Source organism: Salinispira pacifica (assembly GCF_000507245.1).
Lineage (GTDB): Bacteria > Spirochaetota > Spirochaetia > DSM-27196 > Salinispiraceae > Salinispira > Salinispira pacifica.
On the sequence record NC_023035.1, the window covers coordinates 3,259,502 to 3,280,446 of the forward strand.

Annotated in this window: 20 protein-coding genes; 4 read left to right on the top strand and 16 right to left on the bottom strand. The window is 51.8% G+C overall.

What is annotated here, in order from left to right; translation table 11 throughout:
* Positions 1-4: 4 nt before the first annotated feature.
* A complete protein-coding gene (locus L21SP2_RS14270; RefSeq protein ID WP_024269281.1) occupies positions 5-1,030 on the bottom strand; it encodes a metallophosphoesterase in 1,026 nt (341 codons plus the stop codon).
* 14 nt (positions 1,031-1,044) lie between these two features.
* Positions 1,045-1,572, bottom strand: a complete 528-nt coding sequence (locus L21SP2_RS14275) for a hypothetical protein (RefSeq protein WP_024269282.1) — start codon at positions 1,570-1,572, stop codon at positions 1,045-1,047.
* 145 nt (positions 1,573-1,717) lie between these two features.
* Here L21SP2_RS14275 and L21SP2_RS17595 point away from each other — a divergent pair, with 145 nt between their 5' ends.
* Positions 1,718-2,671, top strand: a complete 954-nt coding sequence (locus L21SP2_RS17595) for an HU family DNA-binding protein (protein WP_024269283.1) — start codon at positions 1,718-1,720, stop codon at positions 2,669-2,671.
* Between the two features lie 16 nt (positions 2,672-2,687).
* Here L21SP2_RS17595 and L21SP2_RS14285 read toward each other — a convergent pair whose 3' ends face one another.
* The 6 genes from L21SP2_RS14285 to L21SP2_RS14310 all read right to left on the bottom strand — a co-directional run bounded on the left by L21SP2_RS14285 (position 2,688) and on the right by L21SP2_RS14310 (position 7,226).
* The gene (locus tag L21SP2_RS14285; RefSeq protein ID WP_041401642.1) at positions 2,688-3,014 is read right to left on the bottom strand and encodes a SpoIIAA family protein; all 327 of its coding nucleotides are present in this window, start codon (positions 3,012-3,014) and stop codon (positions 2,688-2,690) included.
* Between the two features lie 59 nt (positions 3,015-3,073).
* Positions 3,074-3,724, bottom strand: coding sequence for a hypothetical protein (locus L21SP2_RS14290; protein WP_024269285.1), 651 nt, complete (start codon positions 3,722-3,724; stop codon positions 3,074-3,076).
* Positions 3,725-3,752: 28 nt separating this feature from the next.
* A complete protein-coding gene (locus tag L21SP2_RS14295; protein ID WP_024269286.1) occupies positions 3,753-5,075 on the bottom strand; it encodes a BaiN/RdsA family NAD(P)/FAD-dependent oxidoreductase in 1,323 nt (440 codons plus the stop codon).
* A gap of 5 nt (positions 5,076-5,080) precedes the next feature.
* Positions 5,081-5,539: a sterol desaturase family protein gene (locus L21SP2_RS14300; protein WP_024269287.1), complete on the bottom strand. Its 459-nt coding sequence runs from the start codon at positions 5,537-5,539 to the stop codon at positions 5,081-5,083.
* A gap of 114 nt (positions 5,540-5,653) precedes the next feature.
* Positions 5,654-6,811, bottom strand: a complete 1,158-nt coding sequence (locus L21SP2_RS14305; protein WP_024269288.1) for a sulfotransferase family protein — start codon at positions 6,809-6,811, stop codon at positions 5,654-5,656.
* Between the two features lie 61 nt (positions 6,812-6,872).
* Positions 6,873-7,226 (bottom strand): response regulator, encoded by a 354-nt coding sequence (locus L21SP2_RS14310; protein WP_024269289.1) that lies wholly within the window; start codon positions 7,224-7,226, stop codon positions 6,873-6,875.
* Positions 7,227-7,426: 200 nt separating this feature from the next.
* Between L21SP2_RS14310 and L21SP2_RS14315 the strand changes: the two genes are divergently transcribed.
* On the top strand, positions 7,427-8,524 hold the full coding sequence (locus tag L21SP2_RS14315; protein WP_024269290.1) for a hybrid sensor histidine kinase/response regulator: 1,098 nt from the start codon (positions 7,427-7,429) through the stop codon (positions 8,522-8,524).
* Here the strand turns inward: L21SP2_RS14315 and L21SP2_RS14320 are convergent.
* Positions 8,499-9,056, bottom strand: coding sequence for a hypothetical protein (locus L21SP2_RS14320; protein WP_024269291.1), 558 nt, complete (start codon positions 9,054-9,056; stop codon positions 8,499-8,501). The two genes, L21SP2_RS14315 and L21SP2_RS14320, sit on opposite strands and share 26 nt — an antisense overlap.
* Positions 9,057-9,169: 113 nt before the next feature.
* Here L21SP2_RS14320 and L21SP2_RS14325 point away from each other — a divergent pair, with 113 nt between their 5' ends.
* A complete protein-coding gene (locus tag L21SP2_RS14325; RefSeq protein WP_024269292.1) occupies positions 9,170-10,366 on the top strand; it encodes a hypothetical protein in 1,197 nt (398 codons plus the stop codon).
* 378 nt (positions 10,367-10,744) lie between these two features.
* Here L21SP2_RS14325 and L21SP2_RS14335 read toward each other — a convergent pair whose 3' ends face one another.
* From L21SP2_RS14335 to L21SP2_RS14360, 6 genes are all read right to left on the bottom strand, one after another.
* On the bottom strand, positions 10,745-11,902 hold the full coding sequence (locus tag L21SP2_RS14335) for an ABC transporter ATP-binding protein (RefSeq protein WP_024269294.1): 1,158 nt from the start codon (positions 11,900-11,902) through the stop codon (positions 10,745-10,747).
* Positions 11,899-13,011, bottom strand: coding sequence for an ABC transporter ATP-binding protein (locus L21SP2_RS14340; protein WP_024269295.1), 1,113 nt, complete (start codon positions 13,009-13,011; stop codon positions 11,899-11,901). The genes L21SP2_RS14335 and L21SP2_RS14340 overlap by 4 nt, the downstream gene beginning before the upstream one ends.
* A gap of 12 nt (positions 13,012-13,023) precedes the next feature.
* The gene (locus L21SP2_RS17600; protein ID WP_024269296.1) at positions 13,024-14,532 is read right to left on the bottom strand and encodes an ABC transporter permease; all 1,509 of its coding nucleotides are present in this window, start codon (positions 14,530-14,532) and stop codon (positions 13,024-13,026) included.
* Entirely contained in the window at positions 14,532-15,671 is a 1,140-nt protein-coding gene (locus L21SP2_RS14350) for an ABC transporter permease (protein WP_024269297.1), read from the bottom strand. The genes L21SP2_RS17600 and L21SP2_RS14350 overlap by 1 nt, the downstream gene beginning before the upstream one ends.
* Positions 15,672-15,779: 108 nt before the next feature.
* Positions 15,780-17,594 (bottom strand): ABC transporter substrate-binding protein, encoded by a 1,815-nt coding sequence (locus L21SP2_RS14355; RefSeq protein WP_024269298.1) that lies wholly within the window; start codon positions 17,592-17,594, stop codon positions 15,780-15,782.
* A gap of 223 nt (positions 17,595-17,817) precedes the next feature.
* Positions 17,818-18,885 carry a hypothetical protein gene (locus L21SP2_RS14360; protein ID WP_024269299.1) on the bottom strand — a complete coding sequence of 356 codons (1,068 nt, stop codon included), beginning with the start codon at positions 18,883-18,885 and terminating at the stop codon, positions 17,818-17,820.
* A 295-nt stretch (positions 18,886-19,180) separates the two neighbouring features.
* Between L21SP2_RS14360 and L21SP2_RS14365 the strand changes: the two genes are divergently transcribed.
* On the top strand, positions 19,181-20,086 hold the full coding sequence (locus L21SP2_RS14365; protein WP_024269301.1) for a prenyltransferase: 906 nt from the start codon (positions 19,181-19,183) through the stop codon (positions 20,084-20,086).
* On the opposite strand, the gene L21SP2_RS14370 is transcribed toward L21SP2_RS14365, so the two are convergent.
* Positions 20,075-20,932: an Hsp33 family molecular chaperone HslO gene (locus tag L21SP2_RS14370; protein ID WP_024269302.1), complete on the bottom strand. Its 858-nt coding sequence runs from the start codon at positions 20,930-20,932 to the stop codon at positions 20,075-20,077. The two genes, L21SP2_RS14365 and L21SP2_RS14370, sit on opposite strands and share 12 nt — an antisense overlap.
* Positions 20,933-20,945 lie beyond the last annotated feature (13 nt).

The following is a 20,945-nucleotide window of genomic DNA, read 5'->3' on the forward strand; positions in this document are numbered from 1 at the left end:
TGTTTCAATCCTGTATTTCATATATATTCTGTTCCGGCAGGAAATTTTTCATATCATCCACGTAGGCTATAACATGCCGATTGGGTGTGTTGATCTGCACGTAGCGTCCCTGTTGGCGCAGATCATACCGCCCGGATACCGGCCTGTGACCACCGAAAATCCTGCCTCCGTCTCGGCTGCCAAGAAAATTGCTCAAGGTTCCTTCAGCGCTGTACTCTTCAGCCTGACCGTTGTCCACCCAGGTCAGACTGTGGATAACCCCCGGTCTCAGATACGCATTAATTACATCGTCCTCACTGAGCACCCGGGCGGGTTCCGCGTGGGTGACCAGAAAATCTTCGGCCCGGGTCATCAGAGGCAAAGCTTTTTCCCATTCATATATCATACGGAAAATTTCTTCCCCCATGAATTGCTGTACCCAGCGTTTCACCATGTCACCTTCATACACAAACTTTCGGAACGGATGATTTCCCTCACCCTCTTCATTGGCGATATTCTCATGATTGCCCTTCAAAAAAAAGAACCCAGCCGGGGCAGCATCCTGTAAAATGCAAATCATTGCCAAAAGACCAAGGTTCTCCCGCATCTCCTGATCCATGGCTCCGTGGCGCTTGAATCCGTCTATGAACTCTTCCATGGCCTGCTGCCACCGCTGTCTGCCCCGGGATTCGGAATGAAAGGCATCTCCCACACAAATAATTTGCGCCCTGCCCGCCAAAACATCAGAGAGAACCGGTCCCCGGGCGGGATAATCCCCCGGCGGCCGGTGTCTGAGCACTTTCAGCAGAAAATCCATTCTCCCGTGAAGGTCCGGAACAATAATGCGGTATTCCGCCTGAGGAAGTTCCACAAGGCCTCCCGGCACCCCCCGTTCATCCAGAGGCCGGATTCCCGGTGCCGGCGAGCTGACGCTGTACAAAGCTGCGTTGAGAACCTGGATCAACTCCCCGGGGGGAATAATCCCCGGATCTTTGAGAATTTTCCGGAGGCGGTTATACAGTTCCCGCCCCCGGGAGTCCGATTGGGCCATATACGTTTTCCCGTCTATTCGTCGATGAGTGTTTTGTTGATATCAACAAAGTCCTGTGTAAGCATCATTGTAACATCCCCAAGGACTTCAAGTCCCTCATCCTCGCTTAAATCTTCTTTCAATACCGCAATGGCATACACCGGGCTGGATTTGGTGATTGGTCCGCCGGAGAATTCGGCGGCGACACCCAGTTTCAGATCGACGCTGAGATTTGAATGCTCCGCCGAAGCGCTCTCGGGAACATCCTGACGGAGCCCGATACTCACATATTCAACCTCACGGCCGTCTTCTCCCATGGGTCCCAGACTGATCAGTGAACCGGAGTAGGTGAGAATTAATGCGCCCCGGGCATCCTGCTCTTCAAGTTCCTCAACCTCTTCCATCTCCCGCTGCTTGGTTTGTTCAAAAAAGGCACTTTGCTTTTCCAGCCAGGCTCCAGCAAGCTGTTCCAGGGGATCATCCCCGGCTATCTCAGCGGTCTTCACCAGTTTGCTCAGGTGTTCCTGAATTTCTTTTTCTACACTATCGAATTGTTCACCCATTATGTGCTCCTTACTTCAACTATAGTATTGGCAGCTGCTTTGAACAAACTACAACATCTTTCCATGTTTTTCCAATATTTCCGTCTTTTTTTGAAAATTATTCTTCTCTGTTGAAAAAAACCGGGGGAGGGGCTATTCTCTTATTATGGCGAGCACAGACAAAGGCATCAGTTTAAACGACAACAGCATTCCCGAAGCAATCCGCAAACATCTCCATTCTCTGGCTGAGGCTGAAGGAAAACACGACAACCCGGAATATCTCGACGAACTATACCGGGTTTGGCAGAAAAAGGCCGTGGTTTTTCACCAGGCCTGCGACGATGCCGGACTGCAACTCCTGGACAGCCTTGAGCTGCAGGATGAACGGGGTTTTCTGGTGCTCACCTACTCCGGCTCTCTGCTCAGCATGGGACCTAGGGTCTTCAACACCCAGGGCCGCGGAGGGCGGTGGAGCGAATATTCATCCATCAAGCTTCGCACCGATGTTCCTGACATTATCATGGAAAAAGATGCGGATATCGCTGCAAATGTCAGCCTTGAGTACGGGGTGAAGCTCAACGCCCAGCGGCTTAAATCCACCAGTCCGGTGTACATACTGGCCGTGTGCCCGCCGGGTATCAGCAGCGAAGAGCAGGACAAGCGTATTCGGGAAAGCAGCATATATATTACCACTGCCTTCATGAAATACAACCGGACACTCCAGCTGGACAGGGATAATGTACCCGACCAGTTCACCATGAAGTCAATGACCAGATACATTGCGAAAAAGCATAACCTCACAGGAAACGAGGCACGTCTCCTTATTGATGATTTTCTCACACTGGTGGAAACCGGCATGCTACTGGGCGAGTCGGTTCCCCTGGGGAAAATCGGACGATTCTCTGTAAAGATCCGGGGGGCTCAGAAAGCGCGGAAAGTGAAGCACCCGGGCACCGGGGAAGAGATGGTAATTGAAGCAAAGCCCTCAATGGGAGTTCCGAAAATATCTTTCAGCTCATACTTGAAAGAACGGGCCGCCACCCTTGGGGACCGCCCCGGACAGGAACCCGGCGGGGACTACGCACCGGAACGGGATGATGACGACAGCGGTGAAGATTGAGCAGACTTGCTGAAGCTCAATCTTCAGACAGCCACTTCATGGCATCTTCTTCACTTTCAAAAGCCTGAATCTTGCGTCCGGTGACCATCTTCACCCCCGCCAGGGCCACTTTGATCATTCCGCTGGCTCCCACAACGGCGGACTTGTGTACATGGGGTCCAGCGCTCTTGGAGAATTGCCGCTGAATGCTGTTCTTCACGTGATTGGTTTTACCGCCGTTTTCGATAACGGTAAGAAGATTCACCTCACCTTCACGCTTGATCTCCTCAAGCCGGGAATCAAGAAGGCTCTGCATTTCATTGTCTCTGATTTCAGCCGGATAAAATATTCTGATAATTTTCATAAAGATTATTGTAGCCGGAATTTCATCAATTGTAGAGGATTTTTTTCCGGTCCCTGAAACTATTGAAACGTAATCTCCACCGGAAGCATCTCCGTACTGGTCATCCACAGCATGAGAGGCATTTCCACAATCAGAACATCGTCCATGGGGATAATGGCGGCCACACCTTTCTCACCTCCCACCAGCACCTCATCCACGGCTTCCCGTCCTGCTTCCCGGGAGATAAACAGCTGATATTTGGCGCTGCCGAAAAACATCATGGTCATCTCATCCATCTCCTGGCTTTCCTCATTGGGAGGAAGGAGAATGGTCATGCTCTTGTCCCGGATAACCGGGAAGAACACCCTGTTCATGGGATCGGCCTCGGCAAGATCACGGGAGTCGTATTCCGCATCTATTTCCACACCGTAGTCGTACTCGCTGTCGATTGGGGATGTTTTGACCCTTGCTCCGGGAATATCGGTATTCACCAACCCTTCCTCGCCGGTAAAATCCGGAAGATCACCATAATCCGGCTGCTCGCCGGTCATTGATGCCGCCCCCTCAACCAGAGCTTTGCTGAACGTCATTCTGATTCGGGTTCTGGTGGCCGTCTCATCCCCCTCAACAGTCTGTACAACATTCAAACAGGACGACAGGAGAAAAACTGTCAGGACAACGATTATGATTTGCCGGAAATTCCGGTTTCCCAAGGGAAGTATTTTGTTCATGTTGATGCCTCCTGTTGATAAGTATGCATCAGCGGTCAGTATTCTGCCACCGTGAGGCATTAATTGCTGACTCAGCTGCAGTCCAGGCTGTGGACCAGCACAGCTGAAGTGAGTATCCTCCGCTCGGGCGGTTAATATCCAGCATATCACCAATAATATATAAACCAGGAACCTTCTTGCTCTCCATGCGGCGAAAATCCACCTCATTCACCGGAATGCCGCCTCTGGCAACCACGGCGTGATCCGGAGAAAGTCTTCTTTTGTAGTGAAAACTGAGCCGTTTCATGGCATGCACCAGCTGTCTGCGGTTTTGCCGGGAAAACTCCCCGCCCCTTCCTTCCAGTGCGGATTGGAGCTGTGATGGAAGAAATTCCTGGTAGCGTCTGGAATAGAGGGGATCCAGGATATTGGCGGCAAGCTTTTTCGGTGCGGCGCCCAGAAGCTTCACCACATTCCTGTCCAGCTCGCCTTCGTCTCTTCCCGGGAACATATCCAGCTCTATCCGGATGGTGTGCCCTGTGGACAGTTCATCCCGGTACTCCTGTTCAAGTTCGCCCAGCCGGGCGCTGAGATTCAGTATCCCCGGTCCTGAGAGACCGAAATGGGTGAACAGCAGTTTTCCCCTGCGCTTCTCCAGGAGCTTTCCTGCTTCACCTGTCGGGGGTTCCAGATACAGACTGATTCCGCAATCCTGAATGCTCACCCCCATCAGCCTGCTCACCCGCCGTTCTTTTACCTCAACAGGAACCAGAATTGCATCGGGAGTGCGAACAGTGTGCCCCAGGGCTTGAAGCATGGGGAATACCGAACCGTCTGAGCCGGTATCCTTCCGGGCAAACCCGCCGGAGGCGGCAATGATCCGGGTACCGTGAAATGTCTGGCTTCCGCAGTCGATTCGAAATCCCGTATCGTCACGGTACACAGCCCCTGCCCTTGTCTCCAGCTTCAGCTCAACCCTTCCCTGGCGGATGTAGTCCAATAATGCTTCAAGAATGCTCCGGGAATCATCGCTTCGGGGAAAAGCCCGGTTCTCTGCTTCCACTTTCACCGGCACCTGTTGATTCTCAAAAAAGGATATGCAGTCATTGGGTGAAAAACGGCGGAACGGCGATATGAGAGCCTTCCCTTCACGGCCGTAGCAATTGGCAAGGGCAATCATATCTGTCTGTACATTGGTAAAATTGCATCGGCCGCCCCCTGAAATGACCAGCTTTCTTCCAGGTTCAGGATTAGCCTCAAGAATGCAGATCTTCGGGGCAGGCAGTCCGCACTCTGCTGCATACTCCGCTGCTCTGCCCGCAGTCATCAGTCCCGACGGACCCCCGCCGATGACAAGAATATCATAATGCAAACTGCTTACTTCTTGACTTCATACTTTTTCGGAGCCCACAGAAAACCGAACGCTTCAGTGGGGTTTTTCTTTGTGGTTTTATGATGGGATCTGTGTGCATTAATAATTCTCTGGAAGTAGGGACTCTTGTGTGGAATTTTCAGCCATTTGATCCGTTTGTGGAACATCACATCGTGAAAAAGCGTGTAACCGATGCCATAAAGAGTAATTCCGATACCTGCAGAGATCAAAGGCCAGATCATATAGCGGATGCCGAATACCAGCGCCAGTATGGCAGGAGTTGCGAACCAGACAACGAACAGATCATTCAATTCAAATTTTCCCTTGTGTGGCACATGATGATCCTTGTGAAGAACCCACAGGAAACCGTGCATAATATACTTATGGGTAAACCATGCCACAAATTCCATAAATGCAAAGGCTCCGATTGCAATGGCAACATTCAGAATTATTTCTAAAATCATAATGCTCCTCCAGAACATTTTTAGGGTATAATATACTCACGGAAAGACCGGGGGAAAAAGAGATTTTGCCGGTAATTACCGGTAATCCGAAAGCGTCGGTAATCCGGCGATTCCCTACTCCAGAGAAAACGAAAAACGATGGAACACCGGTTTAAAGCGCTCATAGATTTCCTCGGTGGTGAACCCGTCAATCTCTAAACTGTGATTCTTGGGTCTCCAATTTTTTTTGGCTCTGGCTTTCTCATGTGAGAGTACCTCACGGTACTCCGACGGCATCTCAATTTCCAGCCAGGAGTAGATGGATTCAACCGTATGAAACGGATCTGCCACCAGATCATCGTAGGGAACAATTTTCACCTGGTCAGGGGGGAATTTCTCAAGCTCATTCAGGGTATCCACATACCAGTGATGAACAAAATCCACCACAAAATCCCGGTAGGGAAAACGGATCCCCGGTTTTTCGATTGAATTCCACACCTCGGTGAACCAGCGCATGAGGGACGGGAGAACATCCAGAGGATTTCTGGCAAGATACACAAAGCGGGCATCGGGAAATTCCTTCAGCAGACTGGCCGCCCGGGAGCTGAAGGTTGGGCTTTTGGACAGGTAATACTGGGACTCGGGATGCGCGAACATATGCCGCTGAATTGCCGCCCGGTAATATCTCATTGCCCGCCGCTTCTGGCGCGTATTTTCCCGCCGGTCATATTCATAGAATTTCACCGCTTCATCCAGAAACGGATTCACAAAAAAGACAAATGGACTTGCGTATGTATGGATAAAAAACGCCTCATCTTCCTCATGATGCATCAGGCCCATGGTATGGGATGTTTCTGTATGAAAGACCTTTCCCTCAGCCCAGGAAAGAAGTCGGCGCAACGGTCTGCCGAACCATCTGTCTGCAATAAAAATACCCCTGACCAGTTTCCTGGCACTTACACTGGGTGCGAACATCATTTCCCATGTTGTCCCCGAGGAAAAGGTATCAACATCCTTCCCCATCATCCGCTGGAGAAAAGTGGAACCGCTGCGGAAACTTCCGATAATAAATACCGGTTTCTTCACTTCCTTTTTCCGGATTGCCGGACGGGTGATTCGATCAAGGGCATAAAATAGCCAGATAGCCAGTTCATACACAGGAAACACAAAGATCATACTGAGTGTCCATATTGTGTGGGCGGTATGGGTTCGATACCTGGTGTCCGGTCCGTGGAAAAGATTCCGCATCAGCTGACGGAAATATGCGGCAAAGTCAAAGGCAAGAATATTCATGTCTCTACAATACAGAATACACCGATGTGTAACAAGAAGAATCTGCCCCCCCTGGACGCAGCTATGGGCAAACCCGCTGGATTTCCTCATAGAAAAAATGTTCCTGAATCGGTTTGGGGATGAGCCCATGCATGCCTGCTTCCCTGATTTTTTTCCTGTCTTCCGGATAATCATAGCCGGTAACCGCAAGTATTTTGACATCAAGTCCATGTTCCTGTACGGACTTGGCAATCTCATAGCCGTCTTTTTTCGGCAGCCCCAGATCCAGGAGAATCAGATCGAAGCGTTCGTTCTCCAATGCTTTCAAGGCCTGTTCCCCGTCTGCCGCCTCGTGAACGCTCCAGCCTTTTTTTCGGATGAGATTGCGGATATACAGCCTGTTGATGGCTTCATCTTCTGCAAGCAGAATGTGCACAGGTCCTCCCGATGTGGATGTGGAATAGTATTTCTACTTTCAATTATATGGACATCCGGGGTGTGATGCCAGATACTCTCTGAAGGCCGGGATTAATTTTCTGCTTGGGCACAGTTTGCATCCGGGATTCGATAATCCTATACTGGTTTACAGAGACGAAGCGTGGAGATCCAAGGAGGCGTAGAATTTCTCAGAATCAAATGCAGGTGCTGATAATTGATGACGTGCCGGAAATTGTGGAACTTGTCCGCCTCATTCTGGAAGATCAGGGAATTGTGTGCATAAGCAGCTTTAACGCTACGGACGGTCTGGACATTGCGCGCAACGGTTCCGTGGATCTGATTTTGCTTGATATTCTCATGCCCGGGGAGGACGGCTTCGCCCTGTGCAGAAGGCTGAAGAGCGACGAGGCCACCAAAGAGATCCCGATAATCTTCATAACCGGAAAAGGAGATGACGAATCCATTGTGAAGGGATTCGAACTGGGTGCGGTGGACTACATCCCCAAACCCTTTAATCGATACGAATTACTCAGCAGAGTGCAGACCCATCTCAAACTGATCAACAGAACCCGGGAACTCAATTCGATTATCAGCGTGAAAGACAGGGTGCTGTCCATCATTGCCCATGAGCTGAGGAATCAGTTTTCATCCCTGATGAACATGTACGAGCTGTTCAGTGCCGATCTCGAGGGAATGGAGAACCCCCAGCTTCAGCGTCATCTCCACAGTCTCAGCTACGGGCTGTCGGAAACCCACGATTTATTTGACAATCTCATTACCTGGTCCAGAAATCAGCGGGGAAAATTCCGCATGAAATATGCGAAAATCCATCTCTACAGCGTCATCCAGGAAATAGAAAACGGTATTCTTAACGGTCTGGAATATAAGGAGCTGACTCTGGATAACAGGGTTGATCCAGCACTATTCGCAGTAAGCGATGAAACCCTGGTTCGGCTGATTATCAGGAATTTCATTACCAACGCAATTAAATTCAGCTACCGGGGGGGGACCATTACCGTAAGCTCCATGAAAGAACAGGGATGCGCGTGCATAACCGTGCAGGATGAAGGCACGGGAATAGATCCTGAGGTAAAAAACGACCTTTTTCACATCGATAAAAATCCCACAACCGCAGGAACTGAAAAAGAAAAGGGAACAGGTATCGGCCTGATAATCTGCAGGGATTTTGCGAAAAAGATCGGCGCATCAATTGATCTGGAATCTGATCCCGGGGAGGGAGCCGCATTCACCCTGCATATCCCGGTCTACCCTAGTCCCGGCGAAGATCCGAGTTAAAGTCCACCCCCAGAAATCCGGCGAGAGCCCTGCCGCTTGCATCCAACTCCTCCGCAGCAGTTGAATCTTCGATGGTAATTCGGCTGTCCACTTCATCCCGGTTATCCTCAAGCTTTTCCAAATTCATAACAACCTGGAGCTTATAGATTCCCGGGTTCTGTCGGCGGCTGGATTTAAGATCAAATTCCACACCGTTCAGGGCCACGAAACTGATGGCAGACAGGGGCAGTTCAATCTTTTTCAAGGGAAGAGCCAGAAAACTGTGTATGAGGATAAATGTGCCGTTTTGACGGGAGAAACGGTAGATCTTGTTTTCCCCGGTGTTGAACAGGGTGACTGCAAAAACCAGGGTAAAAATGATAATTCCCCCGGTGTTAAACACCGTGGATTCGCTTACCACAGCGGTAATCACAGCTCCGCTGAGAATTACCAGCAGGACTGCATTGAAGATGCGGGAGATCCGCTTGCGCTGCACCACGAAATCACCGTTTTTATCGTATCCTTCCTGGATTCTGCTGCGTATTTTAATCATATGGCATCATAGCAAATTTTCTGTGAGTTCACAATTGCAAATTCAGTGCACCAAAGCTTGTAAAAAAACACAGCGAATTCAAGCAGCAGTAATTCTTTTCCGGTGTATGGTTTATGAACACATTACAACCATACATTACCAGACTGTTGACGGAATTCAGCACAAATTCCCTTGATTTTACTCACCACAGCCCGGTCCCCCACTGCTCAAACCCCCATTGCCCCCGGTTTGCAGACCAGAAACCCCATGATCAGTCATGGTTCAGGTTTCATGGATGCTACTTCACCAAGGCCTTCGGCAGAGTTCCCCGCTATCGCTGTCAGGATTGCGGAAAGACCTTTTCCCTCCAGACATTCCGCATGGACTACTACGTGAAAAAACCGGTGGACTACATCCCGCTGATCCGCCAGCTTGTCTCTTCCAGCGGACAGGGCAACATGACCCGCTTCACCGGTATGCGCTATGAGCAGATCCAGAACAGATACGAGCGCATCTGCCGGGTGCTTCTGGCCATCCATTCTGATATGCGCAATCTGATCAAGCCGGAAGATGAGTTCGCCCTGGACGGCTTTGAATCCTTCAGCGTGAGTCAGTTCTTCCCCAACAACATCAATATCCTGGTGGGAAGCGGCTCAGAGTTGATATACGCAATGGGCTACTCCCAGCTGAGGCGTAAAGGACAGATGACAGATAAACAGAAGCAGAAGCGAACTGACTTGGAGCAAACCCTGGGCAAGGCTCCGGGAAATGCCGTTGAGAAATCGGTCCAGTCCATCCTTACCCACTTGTGTAAATACATGAAAGATAAAGACATACCGGATGTTACGCTGAATACCGACTATCACAAGGCGTATGTTCGGGCCCTTTCGAAGGTGCCTGAGGGCAGGTCCCGGATACATCATCGTCAGCATTCATCCACCCTGCCGCGCACCCCGTCAAACCGGCTGTTCCCGGTGAATTATGTGGACCGGCAGTTTCGCAAAGATCAGGCGAACCACGTGCGGGAGTCGGTACAGTTCGCCCGATCTCCTGCCGCAATGATGGTGCGGCTGAGCATTTATCAGATGGTGCACAATTATCTCATGCCCCGGAGAGTACGGGATCAGAGAAAAGGAAACTGGAAGACCAGAGGAGAACAGCTTGGCGTTCCGGGATGGAAGCTTCATGAGGTAATCAGAAAACACTGGAACAGGAGAGTTTTCCTGAACAAGTGCAACTTATGGGAGCATGAGAAAATGACCTGGCTGCTTGGATGGCGAAACCGGGGGATTCCATCAGGCCGCAGGCTGCCGTTTCATGTGTGGGTGTGATTGAGCTGAAGTGTGAGAGACGGGGCGGTCAGGGCTGGTTGTAGACCTGAAAACGGGCTGGATTCCGGATCGATATTTCGGAGCGTATCGGCCGGACTGCGGTGAAAGTTTTTTACAAGCTTTGGTGCACTCTAAATTGCAAATTGGGCAATTATGAGTGTCAGCGTTTGTGTCCGGATGTTTCGCAGGGCCCGGATGTTTCGCAGGGCCCGGATGTTTCGCAGGGCCCGGATGTTTCGAAGGGCCCGGATGTTACGCGAGGCCGGAATATTTCCCGGCATTGACGGAAGAACAGGCCGCCGGACGGGGTTGTGAAAACGCCGCCCGGCGCACATGGCTGTTGCCGGCCTGAAATTCACCCTGAACACCTCCGGGTAATCAGCCGTTGGGAGGGTTGTGACAGGCTATTTTATGGCCGTTCTCATCTTTTTCAAGAATCGGCGTCACCTTGGTGCAGATATCTGTCTTATAGCGGCAGCGGTTGTGAAAGCTGCAGCCTGAGGGGGGATTCACCGGGGAAGGAACATCTCCCTCGAGAATGATTTCTTCCTTGTTAACTGTGGGATCCGCCACGGGCACCGCCGACAGCAGACTCTGGGTGTAAGGATGCCGGGGCCGGCCGTACAGCTGCTTGGAGTTGGCGGTTTCAACCATCTTGCCGAGGTACATTACCGCCACCCTGTCAGAGATGTACTCTACCACACTCAGGTCGTGGGCAATAAACACATAGGTGAGATCAAAATCCTGCTGCAGACCGATAAGCAGATTGAGCACCTGAGCCTGAATGGAAACATCCAGGGCGGAAACCGGTTCATCGCAGACCACCACAGATGGAGTAAGGGCCAGGGCCCGGGCAATACAGATACGCTGCCGCTGTCCGCCGGAAAACTCATGGGGATAGCGGTTTGCTGCAGCATTGGGAAGACCTACACGATCAAGAAGCTCCATGACCCAGCCATCCAGGCTGCTCCCCCGATGAAGGCCGAACTCCTTGGGTCCCTCGCCAATAAGGTCTTTCACCATCATGTGAGGATTCAGGCTGGCCCATGGGTCCTGGAAGATCATCTGGATCTGACGGCGGGCCTGTTTCAGACTTTCGCCGTTCATGCTGAGAATATCGGTGTCCCGGGCGGTTTCGTCGGCTTTTCGCTTCAACTGGCGCATTTTGGTTTTCAGCGATTTCAGTGCGCCTTCGCTTTCGCCCTTCAGTTTCCGTTCTTCATATTCGGTCTGAATGGCAAGGCGTTCCAGGTCCATTTCGTCCACGGATTCAACCACAGACTGCTGGGGATGGAGGTACACCCTGCCTTCATTGGGTTCATACAGGCGGAGCACCGAGCGTCCAACGGTGGTCTTCCCGCAGCCCGACTCTCCCACGAGCCCCATGGTTTCGCCCTTTTTCACATCAAAATTGACTCCGTCCACCGCCTTCAGGTTCAGACTGGTGGTGGAAAAATACGAGGCCTTCACGGGGAAATATTTCTCAAGGCGCTGGACTTTGAGAACGGTATCGTCATATGTGTTTTGAGAACTCACTTCCTGGCCTCCGCTTTTTTACTTTTTTTATTATTGTGCCGGTCATATTCTTTCCGCCAAGCCTTTCCGCCCAATTCGGTGAGCTTGTCAAGATCGATAATTGACCCCGACTCTCGCACTTCATCATTGTACAGAAAACAGCGCACCTTCCGGCCCTTTTCGGTTTCCACCAGCGCCGGCTCGGCTTCCCAGCATTTTTTCATGGCTTTGGGACAGCGGGAGGCGAACTTACAGCCCCGGGTTATATTTTTCGGATCGGGCAGACTTCCGGGAATTGCATTCAGAAGCTGACGCTTGCCCATATCGTCCCGTGCACCCTGTCCCAGTACGGGAATGGATCCCAAAAGCCCCTGGGTGTAGGGATGGAGAGGTTTGGCAAAGATATCCATGACAGGAGAATCCTCAACGATCACCCCTGCGTACATCACGATCACCCGCTTGGTGAAGCTTGCGATCACCGCCAGGTCATGGGTAATGAACATGGTAGCCATATTCTGCTCTTCGGTGAGGTTTTTCATCAGCCGGAGAATCTGGGCCTGAATGGTAACGTCCAGGGCGGTGGTGGGCTCGTCTGCAATCATCAGCCGGGGCTGACAGGCCATGGCGATGGCGATCATCACCCGCTGTCTCAGTCCTCCGGAGAGCTGAAACGGGTATTCTTTCAGCCGTTCCCCGGGGTCTGACATACCCACAAGTTTCAGCAGCCGTTCGGCTTCCTGCATGGCATCCGCTTCGGTCATCTGCCGGTGAAGCATGAGAGCCTCGGTAATCTGATAGCCCACGGTGAAAACCGGATTCAAACTGGTCATGGGCTCCTGGAAAATCATGGAAATATCATTTCCCCGTATCTTCCGGTAATCATCCTCCGGGAGAGTTGTCAGATCCTTTCCCCGGAACTTTATGGAGCCGTCAACAATCTTGCCCGGAGGGGAGGGAACCAGACCCATAACAGACATGGATGTCTGGCTCTTTCCGCATCCCGACTCGCCGACTATTCCCACAGTTTCTCCTTCGTGTACCGTGAAGGAGATGCCGTCGACTGCCCGGACAACGTATCCGGGCATAAAAAAATATGTTCGTAGATTTTCGATCTCTAATAATGGTTTCATACATAACCCTCTTTAATGCTTACTCTTTGGATCAAGAGCATCCCGCACACCGTCGCCGAAGAAGTTCCAGGCAAGAATGGACAGGAATATCATAAATCCGGGGATCAGTATCCAGGGGAAGTCCCTGACTACCCGGAAGTTCCGTCCTACCGCCAGCATGAGACCCCAGCTGGATTGTGGTTCGGTAATACCCAGCCCCAGAAGACTCAGTGCACTTTCTCCCAGAATGTAGCCGGGAATGGAAAGTGTAAGCTGAATAATCACATAACTCATGGTGTTCGGGAGTACATGACGGAACAGAATTTTCGGTTTGCTCAATCCCATGGTTCGGGCGCTGAGCACAAAATCCTCGGTCTTGATGGAAAGCACCTGCCCCCGGATAACACGGGCCACCGTAGCCCACCCGGTGAGGGAGAGAATCATAACGATGATCAGGTACACCTGCGTACTGTCCAGGTCCGTGGGCAGTGCAGCCCGCAAGGCGAACAGCAGATACAGGCTGGGTATTGAGATCACCACCTCGGAAAGGCGCATGAGCACATTGTCCACCCAGCCGCCGAAGTACCCGGCGGTACCCCCGATGGCCAGCCCCAGAACAAGGGTGATCAGAGAACCCAAAATTCCCACCGAAAGGGAAATCCGTGAACCATGCAGCAGACGGCTCAGGAGATCCCGGCCGGTTTTATCGGTTCCGAAGGGAAAATAGCCCCCGGTCCGGGAACCGAACAGATGCACGTTGGTTTCAAACATTCCCAGAAATTCGTAGGGAACGCCCCGGTTGAAAAATGTGAGAAAGTTCTTGTTCCCCTTGGCAAGAATGAAATGCACCGCCACCTGCACGTTATTCAGCTCAACGGTTCCAAGGTCCACTTCAACACGGGCATTGGGATCGGGATTCCGCTCAGCTTCTGCGATTGCATCCCTGATCTCATCGGCCAGGGGATTGCTGGTGGAAATTCGGTAGTGGCGCAGGATACCGGCGAGAACTTCATTCTGCCGTCTGGATGCGGATTCGGATAATCCGTACACACGCATTTCATTTACACCCAGCCTGCTCTCAATTCCCACCGCCCTGAGACTGTGCTCAGGAATGGGCTCGTATGTTCTCAGAGCCTGATTGGTTATCACCTCTTCAAACGCATAGGGCTTGAATCTGCTGCCTTCCCCGTCGGTATCTTCAGCAATAAAGCGTATTCCGCTGGGAGCATGATAGGGTTTGGTTTTATCTCCCCATGTCATGGTGTATGGAGATATCACATCGGCAAAGATTGCAAGGAAATACAGAAAGCCGAGAATTCCTAGCCCGATTTTACCCAGGGTATGCTTTCTGAACCGTCTGATGTAGTTGGCCCACATGGATTCCGGCTTCTCATTCATTCCTTCCCGGGTGGTTTTTACCGCATCCGGGTTTTCTGCAGGAACGGAGTCGGGATTGGGAGTCCGGGCCAGAGGTTCTCCGGCTGAACCGCCCTCCGTATCCGGGGCCAGGCATATATGTATGTAGTTTTTATAATCTCTCATTATCCTACCCTCACCCGCGGGTCGGTAACCGCCAGAAGAATGTCGGCTATCAGGTTACCTATAACCAGCAATATTGAACTGTACAGAAGAATTCCGATCACCAGGAACATATCCTGGGACAGGATGGCCTGGAGCACCAGCTGCCCCAGTCCGGGCCAGCTGAGCACCGCTTCTGTCAGGGCCGCACCGCTGAGTATATTGGCGATCTGAAAACCCAGAATGGTGATCATGGGGTTGATGGCGTTCCTCAACGCATGCCGGAACACCACAATCCGTTCCGACTGGCCTTTGGCACGGGCGGTAACAATATACTGCTGATGCAGAATCTCAAGCATATTCGCCCGCATAATACGGGTGAGTCCCGCCATGGCCGAAGTTCCCAGTACGAAAAGGGGAAGGATCAGATGCCAGAGCACATCGAAGAACTGGTTGATGGGACCCATGGAGGTGAAGTTGACTGAAGTCATCCCCCCGATGGGAAGCCAGGTCCCCGGAATGCCCTGGGAGGTTGCAGTAACAAAATACAGCAGGAGAAAGGCCAGGAAAAAGTTGGGTATTGCCAGTCCTATGAAGGCGAATACTGATATTATCTGGTCCGGCCATTTATACTGCTTGGTGGCGGCGATGATCCCCATGGGAATACTCAATCCCCAGCTGAAAATCAGCGCCGTACCGCTGAGCAGCAGGGTGGGCCACATTCTCTGCTGAACCATTTCAAAAACGCCGATTTTATATTCTGCGGAGAAGCCGAAATCACCCTGGAGAACGTTCCAGACATACCGGAAAAACTGGACGGTCCAGTGCTTATCCAGAGCAAATTCTGCCCTAAATCGGTCGATTGTTTCCTGATTAATGTCCTGCTGAAGATACAGTCTGGTAAAACTGTCCCCGGGGGCCAACTGAAGAAGTGCAAAACCCAGAGCGATAACCATCAGCAGAATGGGTATCATATGAAGCAGCCGGCGTAAAATATACCGCAGCATTGCCTGATTGATCCAATAAAGCCGCACCAGCCACATAAATATTTGTGAAATAAAGAGGGCGCCGATAATTCCCCGGCCGGTGAATACCAGACCCAGGACGATGACCACATCGATAATAAACGTAAGGCGCCAGTCGAATTGTGTTTTAACTTTCATACATGCCTCAAAGGTAAAAAAGCGCGCCGGCAATTTTTGAGCCGGCGCGTTTTCCTATATTCGGAAAAATTGACAGCCGGACATCATCCGATGCCCGGCAGTCAGCATTTATTTCCGGTACAGGTATTCGGAGATACCAATTGCACCATAGCCGTTGATGGGCTGGGGAAATACGTTACCCAGGTCCGCATCGTAGGCAGACATCAGCAGGGGATTGTATGTGAACACCCAGGGAAGGTTTTCAAGCCATTCGCGCTGGATCTTTTCCCAACCTGATTTTCTCTGTGCTTCATCGGTGGTCTCGTTCGCCTCTTTCCATGCTTCATCAACCCGGGCTTCCCAGTCACGACGGGGGCTTTCCTGGTTGGGTTCGATCATGTGGAGGTTACCATATGAGGGATACACGTTTGCGCCGCTGATGGGGTCAACAGAACCGGTAAGACCGATGAGGATCATGTCCCAGTCGTAGGTTGCTACCAGCTGGTTAACCAGTTCGTTGAAGTCCACAGGGCGGGGAGTGATCTGAATTCCCACGTTTGCAGCTTCCTGTGCGAACGCAGTGATAATATCTTCCCGTACTCGATTACCTGAGTTGGTAGCCAGGTTGAGTGCGATGGGGTTGCCTTCGGGGTCTTCCCTCACACCGTCACCGTCACGGTCGATGTAATCGATGCTGTCCAAAAGTTCCGCAGCAGCAATGGGGTCATACTTGAGTGCAGCTTCATCGGCTCCTTCCCAGTAATAGGGGCTGAACCGGGGAACGAAGCTGTACTGAGGATATCCGAAACCGAATGCGATGTTATTGATGTAAGTCTGGCGGTCAACAAGGTGAGCCATGGCTTCCCGGAAACTCTGATTGCTCAGCCAGGTCAGCTTGGGCTCGGTGAGTCCCGCATCGCCGTCGTTTTCCGGACCGTCTTCGTCGGGATTCTGGTTGAAAGTAATGAAGTTGGTGCTGGTTGAAGCTCCCACTTCATACATTTCAAAACCGAGGTTTTCCTTTTCTTCCACAAGAACGGAGTAGTCTTCACCCCGGACTGCGTACACATCCACGGTGCCCGCAAGGAACTGCTGGAGCATGGTGTCGGTGTCGGGAGTGAACAGGAAGGTAATCTGCTCAAGGTAGGGCAGCTGTGTACCTTCGGCATCGGTCTTGTAATAGTATGGGTTGGGCTCGAAAGATATGCGCTGGTTGGCGATATATTCCGAGATCACCCAGGGACCTGAAGAAGGAATGGTGGTGGGATCCGCATCAATACCCCAGAGGTTGTTGAATGCTTCAATACCGTTTTCTTCAATCAGGGGTTCTACAATGTGTTTGGGAACCGCAGAACTATTGGCGATGTTCAGCAGACCCGCATACACTTCGACTGCAGAAATCTGCAGGGTTCTTTCGTCCAGTGCAACCCATTCGGTGAGTTCGCCGCCCACGGTATAGGAGTCCCGGGTGGAAGTCTGTACGCCTTCATCGTAAATAATGTTGTTGATGGTGTACTCGAAATCTTCCGCAGTAATGGGTTCGCCGTCGGACCAGAAAATGTCGTCACGAAGAGTAAGGGTCAGGACTTTCTCGTCGTCAGAGATTTCCCAGCTCTCTGCAAGAGCGGGCGCCCATTCCAGAGTATGCTGATCACGCTGAACCAGAGCATCGGAGATCATATAGTCGGTAATGTCGGTGGAGCTGGTTTCTTCGGCAAGCACGGGGTTGAAGGACTTGGGTCCTGATCCCAGCTGACCGAGCACAAGTTCGCCGCCCTTCTGGCCGACTTCCCAACCGGAATTCCGGTTAATAACAGTAAGACCGGGGGCAACCGCTTCCGCAGTTTCCTCGACCTGTGCTTCTTCCGCTTCTCCGCCGCAGCTAACCAGTACCAGACTGAATGCTGCTGCAAGAATCAGAAGTAAGACAAGAAGCTTATTCATGAATTTCCTCCTTAGAATAGAAAAGATAGCCTCATAGCTAAATTAGCATAGGTCTTGAAAGTGAGCAATAATTATAGGGCAGAATATTTCAGAAATGTTGGAATACAATTTTCGAGCTACATAAATGTAGTTTTTAAAAACAGGGGTTTTCTGCACCGGGATCCTGGTATTCAGATCCCGAATATGATGAGGAGAAATGGTTCTTCGGCAGACCGGATGGTCCTCAGCGAATTCGGCGGAAATGGGGAGAATTCTGCCGGAGCCGTTCAGCCGCCGCCCCCAGAAGCCACAGACCAACCGCCCCGCCGTACAGGGCCATGGGAATGAAACTGATCTCGAATACGTGTTCCCATCCCCTGGGCACCGAATACACCCAGATCAGCGCAGCCAGCCCGGCCGCGCCAATCAGCCATTGTACCACAGGACGGAGCGTCCAGGTATGCATATATGTGATAAGAAACATGAAAAGAAATCCGAAAAAGAACAGCGGCCAGGCATCCAGGTTTTTATACAGACTGATCAGCGTACCGTGCACCACCACGAAGGACTCCAGAACCACCACCCAGCTTCGCCGCTTGTGTGCACGGCTTCCGAAAACATTCATTTGAATAAACAGCAGGAACATGTACACAAACCCGCTCATCAGTCCCCAGTTCCCCTCCATGGGATGAAACCAGAACGTATATACCAGTGCCCAGGCAATAAACGGTCCGTGCCAGTTTCGAAAAACCCGGTGAAGGGAAGCAGGTACATGCTGCCAGCGGCCGAAGAACAATCCCCTGCGGGGCATCTCCATGACCAGAATAAGAACCAGCATCACAATAACCGAGCCCTGACTGGTCCAGATGGGCACATCCTGGGCAAGTCCGTCATACCATAGATGAGTCTGCAGCAGATGCAGAGCCACAAAGAATACATTCACCACCGTCATCCACAGCTGATGCTTCCCGGCCATGGTGCTTCCGGGATTGCTGTAGGGAGCATCAACCGGGGGCTCCCGTTCCCCTGAAGCAACCGCCCGGGTTTTTTCCCTGCGGGCTGCAAAGAAAATGCCCCATACAAGAATCTGGTGGAGCAGATATCCGCTCCATACGGCGATCCGGCCGGCCGCACCCGGCTCATCCAGCTGCCAGTAGTACCAGCTTGATCCCTGATCCTCGGGCAGCGGATAAAACTCCGCAGCGAGTCGGGGCGAAAAGAGTACCGTCACCACAGATATCAGAATAAACGCCGCTGCGGAAATTAAAATAAGCGTTTTCACAGAAAGGCCTTGAGTATTCTTGTTTTTCACATCTTCCCCCGGGTGCTTCAGAATTTCAGCTCAGGTTTCGGCGGCTTCATATTCCGGCAGCGGGTTGCAGGGGTCAATGCCGCCCATGCCGGGAGTCAGGCAATACCCGGCACGCTGTAAATTGGTCTGAACTGTATAATTTGCACTCTACACCTTCATATGACCCCGATCAATACAGAAATTAGTAGAACAATCAAAATGGGGCATACGGTATAGATTTCCATTCATGACATGTACGACATTCATGACTCTCCGAAGAATTGACAAAATGCCTTCAGAAGATGAATAACAGAGTATGACATTTCAACAATTTCTATCCGTTGTGGAAATACGCACCAAGATCGTATCTCTGAGTACGTTTTTCATAGCATGTATGTATATATTTCTGGGCGACACGGCAGTCAGCCCCGGAAGGCTGCTTCTGCTTCTTGCGGCGGTGCTCATGGTCGATATGGGAACCACTGCATTCAACAGTTTTTTCGACTATTACAAGGGTGTGGACAGCCGGGAGCTGGAAAGGGAACAGGAGAAGGTGCTGGTGTACCAGGGAGTAGCCCCGGGGGCTGCCTTCCTCACTGCCGCGGCCCTCTTCGCGGGAGCGGGGATTATCGGCATATACCTGGTGTATCTGGTGGGCTGGCCCCTGCTGATTCTGGGCATTCTGAGTTTCTTCACCGGAATTCTGTACAGCGGCGGTCCCAGACCCATCAGCCACACGGCCTTTGGGGAAATTTTTGCCGGCGGCTTCTTGGGAATGGTTCTTTTTATTATTGTACGGATGGTTCTGGAGGACGGCTCAGTGAGCCCCGGGGAAATGCTGCCGGGACTGCCATCCACCATGCTCATCGCTGCAATCCTCACCGTAAACAACAGCTGCGACCTTGAAGCAGACCGGAAGGCGGGAAGGAAAACCCTGAGCATCCTCATCGGCCGGAAAGCCTCGGCAGTTCTTATTCTCCTGCTGGTACTGGGAGCCTTCGGCCTGCAGACCTGGTTCAGCTTTGCAGCCGTGGGGGGAATGCAGCCGGCTGCGGCACTTCCCGTACTGGCGGCCGGGGCAGCTTCCCTGGTCATCTATGGCCGCATGGTTCGCTCGGGGCTCATACAGAGCCGGAAGGGTCCATCCATGCAGGGAATCAGCAGAATTTTTCTTCTGTTCACCTCAGGGGTGCTGATCGGCGGCGGGATCTCACTGATCTGATTCCCGGTTGTTCAGGAATGTTTCAATTTCATCCCGCTGGAACGAGTATTCCGAGCCGCAGTTGTGACAGCTGACCTTCACCGGCCAGGGCCCTTCCCGGTGCATGGAGCGAAGCTCCTCCCCATCCAGCCCCTGCAAGTAAGCGGAAATCTTCTCCCGGCTGCAGGGACAGAAAATATCCTTGGCCTCTCCCCCCAGAAACTCAAGGTTCAGCTCCTGGTCCCGGTTTACCAGATCGGCCAGCCCCTGGGGGTCACTGATATCTGCGTTCTTCACTGTCACGGCAAGCTCTTCCAGGATCTGTTTCAGATTGATATCTCCGGACAGGTCCTCTCCGGGCATGGCCTCTATCATGGCGGAAAAATCATCATGGAACAGAAAATGACTTTCCCGCTGTTCCGAGCTCTGGAAATACCCCTCCAGGGCTGAACGAAGATTAAATCCGAATATGGCGGCATAGCCGGTATATCCGGGATGGGAACCGATAAGCCGGATGATGGACATGCTTCCCGCCATTGAAGGATCTTCTGCAACACGGTATTCCAGCAGATCCGCCCCTCTGATGTATCCCCTCACATGGCCGTCCCAATGCCCTTCCAGGGAAAATCCGGCATCATCCCATCTGGCCTGGAGCACCATCCGCACTGTCTGCTTCAAATCGGCGGACAGCAGCGCCGTGGCATGGACGGCCTGAATGAAGAGCTCCCGAACCCGCCCCCCCAGCCCATGGGCGTCTGCAAGGGACTCGCCAAGGGCCGACCCGGGGATAAGTCTCAGTCGGAAGGAATGGGCTGTATCGATATATCGGAGCAAAGTTGATTTTGAGCCGGGAAATTCTTTTTTCATATTCTGATCCTCA

Bases quoted from the DNA above. Each gene is read 5' to 3' on its own strand.
- L21SP2_RS14270 (WP_024269281.1), bottom strand. From the start codon at position 1,030: ATGGCCCAATCGGACTCCCGGGGGCGGGAACTGTATAACCGCCTCCGG.
- L21SP2_RS14275 (WP_024269282.1), bottom strand. From the start codon at position 1,572: ATGGGTGAACAATTCGATAGTGTAGAAAAAGAAATTCAGGAACACCTG.
- L21SP2_RS17595 (WP_024269283.1), top strand. From the start codon at position 1,718: ATGGCGAGCACAGACAAAGGCATCAGTTTAAACGACAACAGCATTCCC.
- L21SP2_RS14285 (WP_041401642.1), bottom strand. From the start codon at position 3,014: ATGAAAATTATCAGAATATTTTATCCGGCTGAAATCAGAGACAATGAA.
- L21SP2_RS14290 (WP_024269285.1), bottom strand. From the start codon at position 3,724: ATGAACAAAATACTTCCCTTGGGAAACCGGAATTTCCGGCAAATCATA.
- L21SP2_RS14300 (WP_024269287.1), bottom strand. From the start codon at position 5,539: ATGATTTTAGAAATAATTCTGAATGTTGCCATTGCAATCGGAGCCTTT.
- L21SP2_RS14305 (WP_024269288.1), bottom strand. From the start codon at position 6,811: ATGAATATTCTTGCCTTTGACTTTGCCGCATATTTCCGTCAGCTGATG.
- L21SP2_RS14315 (WP_024269290.1), top strand. From the start codon at position 7,427: ATGCAGGTGCTGATAATTGATGACGTGCCGGAAATTGTGGAACTTGTC.
- L21SP2_RS14320 (WP_024269291.1), bottom strand. From the start codon at position 9,056: ATGATTAAAATACGCAGCAGAATCCAGGAAGGATACGATAAAAACGGT.
- L21SP2_RS14325 (WP_024269292.1), top strand. From the start codon at position 9,170: ATGAACACATTACAACCATACATTACCAGACTGTTGACGGAATTCAGC.
- L21SP2_RS14340 (WP_024269295.1), bottom strand. From the start codon at position 13,011: ATGAAACCATTATTAGAGATCGAAAATCTACGAACATATTTTTTTATG.
- L21SP2_RS17600 (WP_024269296.1), bottom strand. From the start codon at position 14,532: ATGAGAGATTATAAAAACTACATACATATATGCCTGGCCCCGGATACG.
- L21SP2_RS14350 (WP_024269297.1), bottom strand. From the start codon at position 15,671: ATGAAAGTTAAAACACAATTCGACTGGCGCCTTACGTTTATTATCGAT.
- L21SP2_RS14355 (WP_024269298.1), bottom strand. From the start codon at position 17,594: ATGAATAAGCTTCTTGTCTTACTTCTGATTCTTGCAGCAGCATTCAGT.
- L21SP2_RS14365 (WP_024269301.1), top strand. From the start codon at position 19,181: ATGACATTTCAACAATTTCTATCCGTTGTGGAAATACGCACCAAGATC.
- L21SP2_RS14370 (WP_024269302.1), bottom strand. From the start codon at position 20,932: ATGAAAAAAGAATTTCCCGGCTCAAAATCAACTTTGCTCCGATATATC.